Source organism: Candidatus Methylomirabilota bacterium, from assembly GCA_035260325.1.
GTDB lineage: Bacteria > Methylomirabilota > Methylomirabilia > Rokubacteriales > CSP1-6 > AR19.
The window spans coordinates 1-13,905 of record DATFVL010000229.1 but is presented as its reverse complement, the minus strand read 5'-3'; the positions used below and the strand labels follow the sequence as shown (position 1 = coordinate 13,905).

Genomic DNA, 13,905 nt, shown 5'->3' with positions numbered 1-13,905 from the left:
GGCGCCCGCCGCGAGCCCGCTCGAGGCGACGATGACGTCGACCTTGAGACGGCCAGCTCCGCCGCCAGGTCCGAGAGCGTCTTGGTTCCTGCGCCCGCGTATCGGATCTCGAGCACGACGTCCCGCCCCTCCAGGTAGCCGAGCTCGCGCAACCCCCGCCGGAACCCATGGAGAGCCACGTTGTCGGTGGGTCCCGAACGCATGCTGATGTGCCGATCCGGTGCACCCTCGCCGCCTGCTGCGCCTCGGAGGCGAGCGGCGTAGCGAGGAGGCCAAGGACGAGGAAGACGAGAAGCACCCGCCGTTCCCTCGCGCTACTTCCCGCGCTTGGCGAGGTACTCCGGCCCGACGAGGAGCTCGCGGGGCTTGGCGCCGTCGCCGGGACCGATGATCCGGTCCTGCTCCATCATGTCGATGAAGCGCGCGGCCTTCGGGTAGCCGAGGCGCATCCGGCGCTGGAGGAACGAGATGGACGCCTGACGCTGACCGATGACGAGGTGCACGGCGTCCCAGTAGAGGTCGTCGCGCTCGGCGGCGGCACCTTCCATGACCTCGTCTTCGGTGGCGAGCACGACCTCCTCGTAGACGGCCGTGCCCTGCCTCCGGAGGAAGTCGCACACCGCGCGCACCTCCTCGTCGGACACCCACGCGCCGTGCACGCGCATCTGCTTGTTCGCCCCCGGCGGGACGAAGATCATATCGCCGCGGCCGAGGAGCTGTTCTGCCCCGTTACCGTCAAGCACGGTCCTGGAGTCGACTTTCGACGCGACCTGAAAGGCAACTCTCGTCGGAAAGTTCGCTTTGATGAGACCCGTCACGACGTCCACGGACGGACGCTGGGTCGCGATGATCAGGTGGATGCCGACCGCGCGCGCGATCTGCGCGAGGCGCACCAGTGATGTCTGGACTTCGCCCGCCGAGACCATCATGAGGTCGGCGAGCTCGTCCACGACGACGATCCAGTAGGGCAGCCGCTCCTCGACGGCGACCGCCTTGTTGTAGGCCTCGATGCTCCGCACCTGCTTGCCCTGGAGCGCCTTGTAGCGCTCGTCCATCTTGCCGACGATCCAGCGCAGGCGCGCGGCGGCCTCCTTGGCGTCGGTGACCACGGGCGCCAGGAGATGCGGGATGCTCTCGTACACGCTGAGCTCGAGGCGCTTCGGGTCGATGAGGAGGAAGCGCACGTCGGCGGGCGTCGCCTTGTAGAGGATCGAGAGGATCATCGCGTTGAGCCCGACCGACTTGCCGCTGCCCGTCGCGCCGGCGATCAGGAGGTGCGGCATCGCGACGAGGTCGCCGACCACGGGCAGCCCCATCACGTCCTTGCCGAGCGCCAGCGGCAGGCGGCCCTTCGACTCGGCGAACTCCGCCGAGACGAAGATCTCGCGGAGGTAGACCATGCCGGCCTCGTCGTTGGGGACCTCGATCGCGACCGTGCCGCGCCCGGGGATGGGCCCGACGATCCGCACCGAGGCCGACTTCAGCGCGAGCGACAGATCGTCGCCGAGGTTCACGACCTGGCTCACCTTGATGCCGGGCGCGGGCTCGAACTCGTACGAGGTGATGATCGGGCCCGGGCTCACCTGCACGATGCGCCCCTCGACCTCGAACTCCTGGAGCCGCCGGCGGATCGTCTCGGCGTTGTCCTGGAGCTCCTCGCGCGTCCGCCGGAGCTCCGACGCGGGCGGCACCTTCAGGAGGCCGACGGGCGGCAGCTGGAACGCCTCCGCGCCGCCCCTGCCGAAGTCGAACGTCTCCTGCCAGGCGAGCCCCTGCTCGGCGAGCCTGCCGCGCGGTTTCGACGGCTCGACCACGACCGGCGGCCTGACCACGTCGGGCGCCTCGCCCGCGATCGCCGCCGCGCGCGCGATGGGCATGAGCGCGGGCGCCGCCGCGCCCCGCGCGCGCGGGGGCTGCGCCCGGCGGAGGTGCATGAGCCGCATGGAGAGGACGCGCGCGCGCGCCGCGTAGGAGACGCGCGTCACGCAGAGGACGCCGACGGGCACGGCGACGGCGAGCACGAGCCACGTGCCCGCGGTCCCGACGCCGGCGCTGAGCCAGGAGGCGAGCGCGCGGCCGACGATCCCGCCCTTGTCGGCGGCATGGGCGAAGAGGCCGGTCGCCGCCGCGAGCAGGATGGCGAGCCCGGCGACGGGCACCCAGCCGCGCGTGACGAGGGGCCGGACGAAGGCCGAGGCTCCCCACGCGCCCAGGAGCAGCGGAAAGAAGAAGCACGCGTGGCCGAACGACTGGTAGCCGACCCAGGCGAGCCACACGCCGACGGGGCCGACCGGGCTCGACTGCTCGGCGGGCGGGATGCGCGGGTCGAACATCGCGAGCGCCAGGAGGAGGAAGCCCGCGCCCCCGAGCGCCACGATGCCCTTCAGCTCGGCGAGCCAGCGTTCGCCGCCCTTCTTCCGGCGCGGGCGGGGCCGGGGCTCGGGCTTCTCGTCGGTCTGGACGAGCGTCGCCATCACGCTTCCAGGATCATCGGGAGCACGACGGGCTTGCGCCCGAACCTCTGGTTGATGAGCTGGCGGACGGCCGTGCGCACGCGCGCGCCGGCCTCCTCGCGGTCGAAGCCCGCGCCCGGCTCGCCCTCGGCGAGGGCCGCGAGCACCGCGCGCTTCAGCTCCTCGAGGAGCTCCCTCGACTCCTCGACGTAGACGAAGCCGCGCGAGGCGATCTCGGGCCCGGCGACGACGCCGCCCTTCCGGTCCACCGTGACCGCGACGATCACGAAGCCGGCCTCGGCGAGGAGCTGGCGATCGCGGAGCACCACCGCGCCCACGTCGCCGACCGACTTGCCGTCCACGAGCACCCGGCCCGCGGGGAACCCGGCGACGGCGCGCGCCGACGTCTTCGTCACCTCGAGCGCCGTGCCGTCCTCGAGGAGGAAGACGCGGTCGGGCCCGAGGCCGAGGCTCCGGGCGAGCCGGGCGTGGCCGAGGAGGTGCCGGTACTCGCCGTGCACCGGAATGAAGTAGCGCGGACGCGTGAGGTTCAGCATCATCTTCAGGTCTTCCTGGCTCGCGTGGCCGGAGACGTGGACGAACGCGTTGTCCTCGTAGAGCACCTCGGCGCCCGCCCGGTAGAGCGCGTTCACGACGCGACCGATCGTCCGCTCGTTCCCGGGGATCACGCGCGCCGAGATGATCACGAGGTCGCCGGGGAGCACCTGCACGTACTTGTGCTCGCCGGCCGCCATGAGCGCCAGCGCCGAGTTGGGCTCGCCCTGGCTCCCCGTCGAGACGATCACCTGCCGCTCGGGCGGGAGCGCCGCCAGCTCCTCGAGCGGCAGCAGCAGGCCCTCGGGGACGCGGAGGTAGCCGAGCTCGGCGGCGAGCGCGACGTTCTTCTGCATGCTCATGCCGAGGAGCGCGGCATGGCGCCCGTGGCGCGCGGCGAGCGTCAGGACCTGCTGGATCCGGTGGATGTGCGAGGCGAAGGTGGCGACGACCACGCGCCCCGTCGCGCGCGCGAAGCGCTCGCCGAGCGCCTGGCCCACCTCGGTCTCCGAGGGCGTGTGGCCCGGCCGGTCCACGTTCGTCGAGTCCGAGCAGAGGACGAGGACCTCCTGCTCGCCGAGCTCGGCGAACCGCCGGTAGTCGGGCGCCTCGCCGTCGAGCGGGCTCGGGTCGAGCTTGAAGTCGCCCGTGTGGACGATCGTGCCGACCGGGGTCTGGATCGCCAGCCCGATGCCGTCCGCGATCGAGTGCGTCACGCGGATCGGCTCGACGCCGAAGGGGCCGACGTCGAAGCGGTCGCGCGGCCGCATCGGCCGGAGGTCCGCCGACTCGAGGAGCCCGTGCTCGCGCAGCCGCTCGCCGACGAGCGCCAGCGTCAGGGGCGTGCCGTAGACGGGCACCGGCGCCTCGCGCAGGAGATAGGGCAGGGCGCCGATGTGGTCCTCGTGGCCGTGTGTGAGGAGCACCCCGCGGAAGCCGTCGCGCCGGGCGCGCACGTAGGTGAAGTCGGGGATCACGTGGTCGATGCCGGGGAGCTCGTCGTCGGGGAACATGAGGCCGCAGTCCACGGCGATCAGGTCCTCGCCGCTCTCGACGAGCATCATGTTGAGACCGATCTCGCCGAGCCCGCCGAGGGGGATGAGGCGCACCGAGGGTTCCACGAAAACTCCTTTCCTGACGGTGGGTTCATCGTATCACCCGGCCCGCGTCCGGCCGAAGTTTCCTGGCATACTCTCACCTGGGTGGAGGACAGATGCGCAGGGCCAAAAAGGAATCTCGAGAGATCGCGCGCCCACGTCAGCGCGCGCTGGTGCGTGCGTATATCGCCGGCTACCGACGGTGGCCCGAGACTCGCGGCGAGGTCAAGGCTGCGCGGGCAGCCGCGGTGAGGTTGTTCGCCGCGCTAGGCCCGTCGCCCTAGAACGGCGCGGCGTCGGCGAGCCGGTCGAGCGCCTGCCGGGCATCGGCGAGGAAGCGCACGCGCTCGGCGCCCGCGAGCGGCTCGCCCGGGATGAACTTCTCGCTCATCGGGTTCACGAACTGGCCGTCCTTCGAGACGCGGTAGTCGAGGTGCGGCCCGGTGGCGAGCCCCGTCATGCCGACGTAGCCGATGACGTCCCGCTGGCTCACGCGCGCGCCGCGGCGGACGCCGGCGGCGAGCTTCGAGAGGTGGTTGTACATGGTCGCGTAGCCCGAGCGGTGGCGGATCGTGATCGAGATGCCATTGCCGCCGTCCCAGCCGGCCGCGGTGACGACGCCGTCGGCCACGGCGCGCACGGCGGTGCCCGTCGGCGCCGCGTAGTCGATCGCGAGGTGCGGGCGCACGCCTCCGAGGATCGGGTGCGGGCGCGCGTAAGTGAAGCCGGACGTGATGCGCGTGAACTCCAGGGGCGACTTGAGGAAGCTCTTCTTCAGCGACCGGCCCGCGGGGTCATAGAAGGCCCAGCGCCCGCCGCCGGCCGCGAACCCGACGCCCGAGAGCGTCCGCCCCGCCGAGACGTACTGCGCCACCACGATGCGCCCGCAGTCCACGAAGGCGTCGCCCGCGTAGCGCTTCTCGACCAGCAGGCGGAAGCGGTCGCCCTGGCGCGTGTCCGCGGTGAAGTCGAACTCGGAGGAGAAGATCTCGACCATCGCCAGCACGAGCGGCGCGGACTCGCCCGCGGCGTCCATCGCCTCGAAGAGCGAGCGGCGGACCTGACCCTGCACCGCCTCGACGCGCACGCGCGGCTCGGTCGTCGCGCGCGTGACCTCCCAGCTCCCACGCCGCGCGACGGCGGTGAAGGCGAGCCACGGGCTCGGCGCGTAGCGGACCTCGATGGGCTCGCCGCGGAAGTTCCGCGTGACCTCGAGCCCGTCGCGCGACCGGAGCTTCCGGAGCTGGGCACCCTGCCGCGCGAGCCGCCCCGCGACGTCGGCGGCCGCGCGCGCGCCGAGCCCCTCGCGCGCGAGGGCGGCGACGAGGTTGTCGCCCCGCTTGATCGGCACGGTCCGGGTCGTCGTCGGGAACGCGGTGCGAAACGTCGACGGCGGCGGCGCCGGCGCGGCAACGAGCCGCGGCCCGGACGCGTCGGCGAGGAGGTAGAGGCGCGTCACCGTCGCGAGCGAGGCGACGCTCACGACGACGAGAGCGAGGGCCAGGACGGAGCGCCTGGACATCACCTCATGATAGCTGCCGGGTCAGCTCGGCGAACTCAAGAATTGTGAGCGTCTCCGCCCGCCGGCCGGGCTCCACCCCGGCGGTGGTGGCCGCGCGCCGGGCGGCCTCCAGCGACACGCCGAGACCGGCGGCCAGGGCGTTGGCGAGCATCTTCCGCCGCTGGGCGAAGGCGGCGCGGACCACCGCCTGGAACCGCCGCAGGTCGGCCAGCGCGACGCGGGGGCCGTCGAGCACGCGGAGGTGGAGGACCGCCGACTCCACCTTCGGCGGCGGCCGGAAGGCGCCCGGGGGCACGCGCAGCGCCACGCGCGCGTCGCAGTGGACCTGGGTCAGCACGGAGAGGCTCCCGTAGACCTTGCCGCCGGGCGGCGCCGCCACGCGCTCGGCGACCTCGCGCTGGAGCATCAGCGCCATCTCGCGGATCGCCGCGCGCGCCTCGACGAGCGCCATGAGGATGGGCTTCCCCACGCTGTAGGGGAGATTCCCGACGACGAGGACGCGGCCGCCGGCCGGCGCCGCGAGCCGCCCGTAGTCCCAGCGGCGCGCGTCCGCCTGGACGACCTCGACCTCCGGGTAGCGCGCGCGCAGCCGCGCGACGAGCGCCGGGTCGATCTCGAGGGCGACGACGTGCCCCGCGCGCCGCGCGAGCTCGCCCGTGAGCGCCCCCTCGCCCGGCCCGATCTCCACGACGAGGTCGTTCGGTGTCGGCGCGACCAGATCGACGACGGCGCGCGCGATCGTCGCGTCGCGGAGAAAATGCTGGCCGAGGGCGCGGCGCTTGTCCAAGGAGCCCTGGGCCTTCGACCCTGGCTAGCCCGCGACGCGCGCCCGCAGGTCGGCGAGGAGCGCCGCGTGGACCCGGCGGACCTCGGCGAGCGTCCGGTCGCGGTCGCCGGAGTTGTCGATGACATAGTCGGCGAGCCGGGCCTTGTCCGCGAGGGGCATCTGGCTCGCGATCCGCCGCTCGAGGTCCTGGCGGTCGCCGTCCCGCGCCAGGGCGCGCGCGCGCTGGGTGGCGGCGTCCGCGACGACGACGACGAGGCGGTCCATGTTCTTGTAGTTCCCGCTCTCGATCATCACGGGCGCGTCGAAGACGACGATGCCGTCGAAGCCGCGCTCGTCCAGCTCCTGGAGGCGCCGCTGGAAGCGCTCGCGGATCCGCGGGTGGGTGAGCGCCTCCAGGCGCTTGCGCTGGTCGGGGTCCGCGAAGACGATCGCGCCGAGCTTCTTCCGGTCGAGCGCGCCGTCGGGCCGCTGCACGCCGGGTCCGAATTCCCGAACGACGTCGGCGTGCGCCGGCTCCCCGGGCTCCACGACCTCGCGCGCGAGCACGTCGGCGTCGATGATCACGCACCCGAGCTGCCGGAGGGCGTCGGAGACGCTGGACTTGCCCGTCGCGATCCCACCGGTGAGGCCGACGAGGAGGAAGCGCCGGCTCACACCTCGGCCCAGTCCTTCCCCGTCTTCACGTCCACCACGACGGGGGCCTGGAGGGGCAGCGCCGACTCCATGATCTCGCGGGCGAGTGCCTCGACGGCGGCGACCTCGTCGGGCGGCGCCTCGAAGAGGAGCTCGTCGTGGACCTGGAGGAGCATCCGCGCGCGGAGCTTCCGCGACCGCAGGGCCGCCTGCATCCGAACCATGGCGATCTTGATCATGTCGCTCGCGGTCCCCTGGACCGGCGCGTTCATCGCCATCCGCTCGGCCGCGTTGCGCGCCACCGGGTTGGCGCTGGTGAGATCCGGCAGGTAGCGGCGCCGGCCGAGGAGCGTCGTCACGTGGCCGCGCTCGCGCCCCTCGGCGAGCGTCCGGTCGATGAAGGCGCGCACGCGCGGGTGGGCGGCGAAGTAGGCGCTGATGTAGCGCTGCGCCTCCTTCTGGTCGATCTTCGTCGCCTGCGAGAGGCCGAAGGCGGAGACGCCGTAGAGGATCGCGTAGTTCGCGCTCTTGGCGATCGTGCGCTGGAGCGACGTCACCTCCTCCGGCTTCACCTTGAAGACCTCGGAGGCGGTGCGCGTGTGGATGTCCTCGCCGCGCCTGAACGACTCGATGATGGCGGGCTCGCCGGACAGGTGCGCGAGGATCCTCAGCTCGATCTGGGAGTAGTCCGCGGCGACGAAGCGCCAGCCCTCCTCCGGGATGAACGCCGCGCGGATCCGCCGGCCGAGCTCGGTCCGGATCGGGATGTTCATGAGGTTCGGGTCCTGGGAGGAGAGCCGGCCCGTCGCCGCCACGAGCTGGTTGAAGGTCGTGTGGATCCGCCCCGTGCGCGGGTTCACGAGGCCGGGGAGCGTGTCGGCGTACGTGCCCTTGAGCTTCGCGAGGCTCCGGTGCTCGAGGATCTTGGCCGGCAGCTCGTGGCGCAGCGCCAGGTCGCCGAGGACGTCGGCGTCCGTCGAGTAGCCCGTCTTGGTGCGCCGGAGCGCCGGGAGCTCGAGCTTCTCGAAGAGGATGTGGGCGAGCTGCTTCGGCGAGGCGATCGTGAACTCCTCGCCCGCGAGCCGGTAGATCTCGCGCGTGAGGTTGTCGAGGTCGCGCTCGAGCTCCTTCGCGAAGGTCTCGAGCCGCGCGGGGTCCACGCGGATGCCGTGCCGCTCCATGAGCGCCAGCACCGGCACGAGCGGGCGCTCGATCTCCTCGTAGACCTTCCAGAGCTCCTTCGCCCGGAGCTCGGCCGCCGCGTGCTCCCAGTACCGGTGCGTCCAGCGGGCGCGGGTCGCGAGGACCCGGGCGAGGTCCTTCGCCCCGGCGGTCTCCGCCGGGAGCGCCGGCGGGCCCTCGCCGAACGCCTCGACGCAGAGCTCGTCGAGCCGGTAGGCCGAGCGCGCCGGGTTGAGGAGGTACGCCGCGACGGCGCTGTCGTCGAGCGCCGGGGGCTCGGCGCCGCGCGCGAGCCAGGCCTCGACGAGGGGCTTCGCGTCGTGGACGACGAGCGCGCGCCCGGCGAGCGCCTCCGCCGCCTCGGCCGGCGGCAGCTCGGCCGCGCCCGCGGCGGGATGGAAGACGGCGACGCCGTCCACGCGGGGGTCGGGCGGCCGCGCCTCCCCCGCCCAGTCGAGGACGAGCGGGGCGCCCGCGGGGACCGTCGCAAGCCAGGCCTCCGCCGCTGCGCGGTCGGCGAGCGTCGCGACGGGCTCGTCGCTCACCACGGGGGCCGGCGCGGGCATCTCGCGGAGCAGGCGCGTGAACTCGAGCTCCATCCAGAGAGCGCGGAGCTTTGCCCAGTCGGGCTCGACGCGGCGGAACGCCGGGAGGTCGAAGGCGAACGGCACCTCGCGGTTCAGCGTCGCGAGCTCGCGCGAGAGGAGCGCGTCCTTGCGCCCGGCCGCGAGCGTCTCGCGGAGCTTGCCCGCGACGAGCGTGAGATTCTCGTAGAGGCGGTCCACCGACCCGAACTGGGCGATCAGCTTCACGGCGGTCTTCTCGCCGACGCCGCGCACGCCCTTGATGTTGTCGATCGTGTCGCCCATGAGCGCGAGGACGTCGGTGATCTGCGCGGGCTCGACGCCCCACCGCTCGCGCACCTTCGCCTCGTCGTACAGCACGGGCTCGCCTGTGCGGCCGGAGACCGAGAGCACGCGGACGCGCGGGCCGACGAGCTGGAGGAGGTCCTTGTCCCCGCTCACGACGACGACCTCCACGCCGGGCAGCGCGAGGGCGCGCGCGACGAGCGTCGCCAGGGCGTCGTCGGCCTCGAAGCCCGGGACCTCGACGCCCGGGATCCGGAGCGCCTCGACGAGGCGCCTCACGTGCGGGAGCTGGCGGACGAGGTCGTCGGGCATCGCCGCGCGCGTCGCCTTGTACTCGGCCGAGAGCGCGTCGCGAAACGTCGGGCCCGGTGGGTCCCACGCGATCGCGAGGTAGTCGGGCTGTTCCTCGCGGATGAGCTTCCAGAGCATCGTGCTGAGGATCAGGACCGCGTGCGTCGGGATGCCCTTCGAAGTCGACAGGTAGCCGACCGCGTGGTAGGCGCGGAAGAGCTGCGAGTGGCCGTCGACGACGTAGAATTTTTTCATGCGCCTCTGTTCCGCCTGACGCGATTCATGTCAAATGCGCGTCGTACGCGGCGCGCACGGCCTCGGTGCGCTCACGATAGGCGTCGAGGAAGGCCCGGCGCGACGGGAACCCGAGGGCGCTCGCCACGCGCGCCGGCAGCGGGCCGGCGAGGTCGAGGGTGTCGGTGGGACGCGCGCCCAGGAGGCGCAGCGCGGCCGACACGCGCCGGAGGAACCGGTAATGGCCGAGGAGCCGCTCGGCCGTCTCCGGCGCGAGCGCGCCCGCGCGCGCGAGGCCGGCGAGCGCCGCGGCCGTCGACGCGCCGCGCGCCTCCGGGTGCTCCGCGCCGTGGACGAGCTGGAGCGCCTGCGCGAGGAACTCGACGTCCACGAGGCCGCCGCGCCCGTACTTGACGTGCCGGCGCCCGGGCGTCTCCTTGCCGAGCTCGACCTCCATGCGCTTGCGCACCTCCGCGATCTCCTTGAGTGAGGCTCGAGGCAGGGGCTCGCCGTACACCAATCGCCGGAGCGCGGCGCGAACCCGGCGCCCGAGGGCCCGGTCCCCGAGGAGGAGCCGCGACCGGGTCAGCGTTTGCCGCTCCCAGAGGTCCCCGTACTCGCCATAGTACCGCTCGAGCGCGGCGGCGCTCGACGCGAAGCCGCTCCCCTTGCTCCCGGGCCGGAGGCGGAGGTCGACGGGGAACGCCACGCCGGCCGCCGTGATGTCGCCGAGGGTGCCGGCGAGCCGCTCGGCCGAGAGGCTGTAGAACCAGTGGGCGTCGATCGGCTCGGGGCCGTCCGTCGTGCCGTCCTCGCCGAAGACCACGAAGATATCGAGGTCCCCGCCCGTGACGAGCTCGCGCCCGCCGAGCTTGCCCAGGCCGACGACGACGGCCGGGACGAAGCGCCCGGCGGCGTCGCGTGGCACGCCGTGGCGCTCGACGAGCGGCTCGAGCGTGAGGATGAAGCCCGCGGCGAGCACGGCCTCGGCGAGCGCCGTCATCTCGCGCGCGTAGCCCTCGAGCGTCGTCACGCCGAGCAGGTGGCGCCAGACGATCGCCAGCTCCTCGGCCTGCTTGACCCGGCGGAGCGCGTCGCGCCGCTCGCCGGGCGCCTGCGCGGGCGCGAAGACGGCCGCCAGCGCCGCCCGGTACGCGGCGTCGCGCTTCGGCGTGAGGAGCCGCTCGGGCGCGGCGAGCGAGGCCAGGAGCTCGGGCTGGGCGATCAGGAGCTGCGTGAGGACGTCGCCGCCCGCGCACACCCGCACGAGCCCGCCGAGGAGCTCGGGGCGCGTCGCGAGCAGCTCGATGAGGCCCGTGCGCGGGCCCGCGGCGGAGAGGAAGCGCTCGAACTGGTTCAGCGCCTCGTCCGGGTCGGGGCTCTTCCAGAGGGCGTCGAGGAGCGCCGGGTAGAGGCGCTCGAGCGCCTGGCGGAGCTGCCCGGCGTAGGGCACGAGCGGGCGCCCCTCGAGGATCAGCTGGAGGTTGTAGCGCGCGCGGTCGGGGTCGGCGAACCCCGTGGCCCTGAGCGCCATCACGCTCGGCAGCTTCACGCGGGCGCGCGGCCGCGGGGCGCGCTCGGCGAAGAACTCCCTGAACGCGCGGTGGACCGCGGCGCGGACCGCGCGGTGGTGCGCGACGAAGCGCCGCGCGGCGCGAGCCGGCGACCCCTCGAAGCCGACGCGCCGGGCCAGGCGGCCGAGCTCGTCGGCCGACGCCGGCAGCGTGTGGGTCTGGAACTCGTGGAGGATCTGCAGGCGATGCTCGACGGTGCGGAGGTGCACGAGGGCGTCGGAGAGCGTCCGGCCGAGCGCGGGCGCCAGGTAGCCCCGCTCGGTGAGGCGGAAGATCGCCTTCAGCGTGTTGCGCTCGGCGAGCCACGGGTCGTCGCCCGCGTAGAGGAGCTGGAGCGCCTGCACGAGGAACTCGATCTCGCGGATCCCGCCGCGCCCGAGCTTGACGTTGGTCGCCTCGGCGCCCTTCGCCCGGAGCCCGCGGTCGATCGCGCGCTTCATCGCGCGGATCGCGGGGACGACGCGCGCGTCGCGCCCCGGCCGGAAGACGACCTCGCGCGCGAGCGCCATGAAACGCGCGCCGACGCCCGCGGCGCCCGCTGCGATGCGCGCCTTGACGAGCGCCTGACGCTCCCACAGCTCGGCGCGCTCCGCGTAGTACGTGCGATAGCCGTCGAGCGAGAGGATGATCGCGCCCATCCGCCCCTCGGGCCGGAGCCGGAGGTCCACGCGGAAGGCGTACCCCTCGTCGGTGACCTCCTCGAGGATGGCGACGAGCCCCTTCGCGACGCGCGCGAAGTACTCGCCGGCGGCGACGGGCCCGCCGGGCCCGCCCGCGGTCTCGCCGTCGGCGCCGTACACGAACATGAGGTCGATGTCGGAGGAGTAGTTGAGCTCCTCGCCGCCGAGCTTGCCCATCGCGATCACCGCGAGCCCCGTCTCGGCGCCGGCGGCGTCGAGCGGCGCGCCGTGCTCGGCGCGCGCCGCGGCGTCGGCCATGCGGAGCGCCTCGGCGAGACAGGCGTCGGCCAGGCGCGCGAGCTCCTCGGTCGTCGCGGCGAGGTCGGCGTCGCCCAGGAGGTCGCGGGCGCCGATCCGGAGGAGGTGGCGGTACTTGAAGCGGCGGAGCGCGTTCAACCGCGCCGCGCGCCCCTCGAAGGGGGCGAGCGCCAGCGCGAGGTCGGCGGCGAGGTCCTCCGGGAGCCACACGCGCATCGTCGCCGGCTCGAGCAGCCAGGCGAGGTTCGACGGCCGCCGGCGGAGCGCGTCGGCGAGGAACTGGCTCGCCCCGCCGACCCGCGCGAGGAGGGCGGCCGCGCCGGGGTGCTCGGCCAGCGTCGCGAAGAGGACGGACCGGTCGACGGCGGCCGCGTGGCGCTCGAGGTTGTTGAGCGCCATGTCCGGGTCGGGCGACGCGGCGAGCTCGGCCGCGAGCCGCGGCCAGGCCCGCGCGAGCAGCTCGGCGTCCCGCGGCGTCGGCGCGAGGCTCTCGAAGTTGCGCCGCGCCGCGGACGGGTCGGCGAACCCGAGCCGGCGGAAGTCGCGCCGCGCGGGGTTCACACGGCCGACTCGCCCTTCTCCCCGGTCCGGATGCGGATGGACTCGCTCATGGGCAGCACGAACACCTTGCCGTCGCCGATCGAGCCCGTCTTCGCCGCGCCGGCGATGGTCGAGACGACCTTGTCCACCATGTGGTCGGCGACCACGACCTCGATCTTCACCTTGGGCAGGAAGTCCACCGTGTACTCGGAGCCGCGGTAGAGCTCGGTGTGGCCCTTCTGGCGACCGAACCCGCGCACCTCCGTCACCGTCATGCCGATGACCCCGATCTCCGTCAGCGCCTCCTTGACGTCGTCGAGCTTGAACGGCTTGATGACCGCCTCGATCTTCTTCATGGGCTCAGACCTCCTCCAGGATCGAGATCGCGAGCGCCGACACGTGGGAGCTGATCCGCTTGAGGTTCGTCAGGACGTCGAGATGGATCTCGGACGTCTCGATGGACTCGGCCAGGCCCGCGCGGAGCCGTCCGATGTGCAGCTCGCGCAGGTCGCGCTCGCGCTGGCGGATGAGCGGCCGCTGGTCGAGCACCTCCTGCGCCAGGGTCCGGTCGCCCGCGGCGAAGGCGGCGATGGTGCGCTCGAGGTTCTTCGCGACGAGCGCGTGGAACTCCTGGATCTCCGCCCAGCCGGCGTCGGAGAAGTGCCGGCCCTGGTAGAGCTTCTTGCGCCCGAGCTCCATCAGGTTCTTGTCGATGATGTCGCCGATGTTCTCGAGGTTGCCGATGAACGAGATGAGGGCGATCTCCTTGCGCGACAGCTCGGTTCCCATCGCGTCGCGTCCGAGGCGCGTCAGGAAGAGCTTGATCTCGCGCTCGAGGAAGTCCACCTGGTCGTCGCGCCGCTCGACGTCCTCGAGCAGCTCCTGATTGTCGCTCGCGAAGACCACGGGCACGTCGCGCAGCATCCCCTGCACCACGTCGGCCATGCGCAGGGCCTCGCGCGTCGCCTGCCCGAGGGCCAGCGCGGGCTGGTCCGCGGAGCGCTCGTCGAGGTAGCGGACGCGGAACGGACTGTCGCCCTGCTGGTCGTCGGGCACGAGCGCCTCGATCGCGCGGGCCGCCCACGGCATGAAGGGCAGGAAGACCAGGCTGATCCCGATGTTGAAGAGCGTGTGGGCGTTCGCGATCTGGCGCGCGGGCCCGTCGGCCGTCGCGGCGACCGCGTGCGTCAGGGGCCCGATGAAGGGGAACACGAGCGCGGCGCCCAGGAC

10 protein-coding genes are annotated in these 13,905 nt (G+C 73.3%); all 10 read right to left on the bottom strand.

Features of this window, described 5'->3' with window-relative positions; all coding sequences use genetic code 11:
• On the bottom strand, positions 1–203 hold a 203-nt coding region (locus VKG64_14485), incomplete at its 3' end, for a hypothetical protein (GenBank protein HKB26249.1).
• 111 nt (positions 204–314) lie between these two features.
• Complete coding sequence (locus VKG64_14480; GenBank protein HKB26248.1) at positions 315–2,474, bottom strand: DNA translocase FtsK 4TM domain-containing protein; 2,160 nt, start codon at positions 2,472–2,474, stop codon at positions 315–317.
• A complete protein-coding gene (locus VKG64_14475; GenBank protein HKB26247.1) occupies positions 2,474–4,129 on the bottom strand; it encodes a ribonuclease J in 1,656 nt (551 codons plus the stop codon). Before VKG64_14475 ends, VKG64_14480 begins: the two co-directional genes overlap by 1 nt.
• A 256-nt stretch (positions 4,130–4,385) precedes the next feature.
• The gene (locus VKG64_14470) at positions 4,386–5,627 is read right to left on the bottom strand and encodes a M23 family metallopeptidase (protein HKB26246.1); all 1,242 of its coding nucleotides are present in this window, start codon (positions 5,625–5,627) and stop codon (positions 4,386–4,388) included.
• A gap of 4 nt (positions 5,628–5,631) precedes the next feature.
• Positions 5,632–6,414: a 16S rRNA (adenine(1518)-N(6)/adenine(1519)-N(6))-dimethyltransferase RsmA gene (gene rsmA, locus VKG64_14465; GenBank protein HKB26245.1), complete on the bottom strand. Its 783-nt coding sequence runs from the start codon at positions 6,412–6,414 to the stop codon at positions 5,632–5,634.
• A 24-nt stretch (positions 6,415–6,438) separates the two neighbouring features.
• A complete protein-coding gene (coaE, locus tag VKG64_14460) occupies positions 6,439–7,068 on the bottom strand; it encodes a dephospho-CoA kinase (GenBank protein HKB26244.1) in 630 nt (209 codons plus the stop codon).
• The gene (gene polA / locus VKG64_14455) at positions 7,065–9,644 is read right to left on the bottom strand and encodes a DNA polymerase I (GenBank protein ID HKB26243.1); all 2,580 of its coding nucleotides are present in this window, start codon (positions 9,642–9,644) and stop codon (positions 7,065–7,067) included. The genes coaE and polA overlap by 4 nt, the downstream gene beginning before the upstream one ends.
• Before the next feature lie 25 nt (positions 9,645–9,669).
• Complete coding sequence (glnE, locus tag VKG64_14450) at positions 9,670–12,696, bottom strand: bifunctional [glutamate--ammonia ligase]-adenylyl-L-tyrosine phosphorylase/[glutamate--ammonia-ligase] adenylyltransferase (GenBank protein HKB26242.1); 3,027 nt, start codon at positions 12,694–12,696, stop codon at positions 9,670–9,672.
• Entirely contained in the window at positions 12,693–13,031 is a 339-nt protein-coding gene (locus VKG64_14445; GenBank protein HKB26241.1) for a P-II family nitrogen regulator, read from the bottom strand. Before VKG64_14445 ends, glnE begins: the two co-directional genes overlap by 4 nt.
• 4 nt (positions 13,032–13,035) lie before the next feature.
• On the bottom strand, positions 13,036–13,905 hold an 870-nt coding region (locus VKG64_14440; protein ID HKB26240.1), incomplete at its 5' end, for a PhoU domain-containing protein.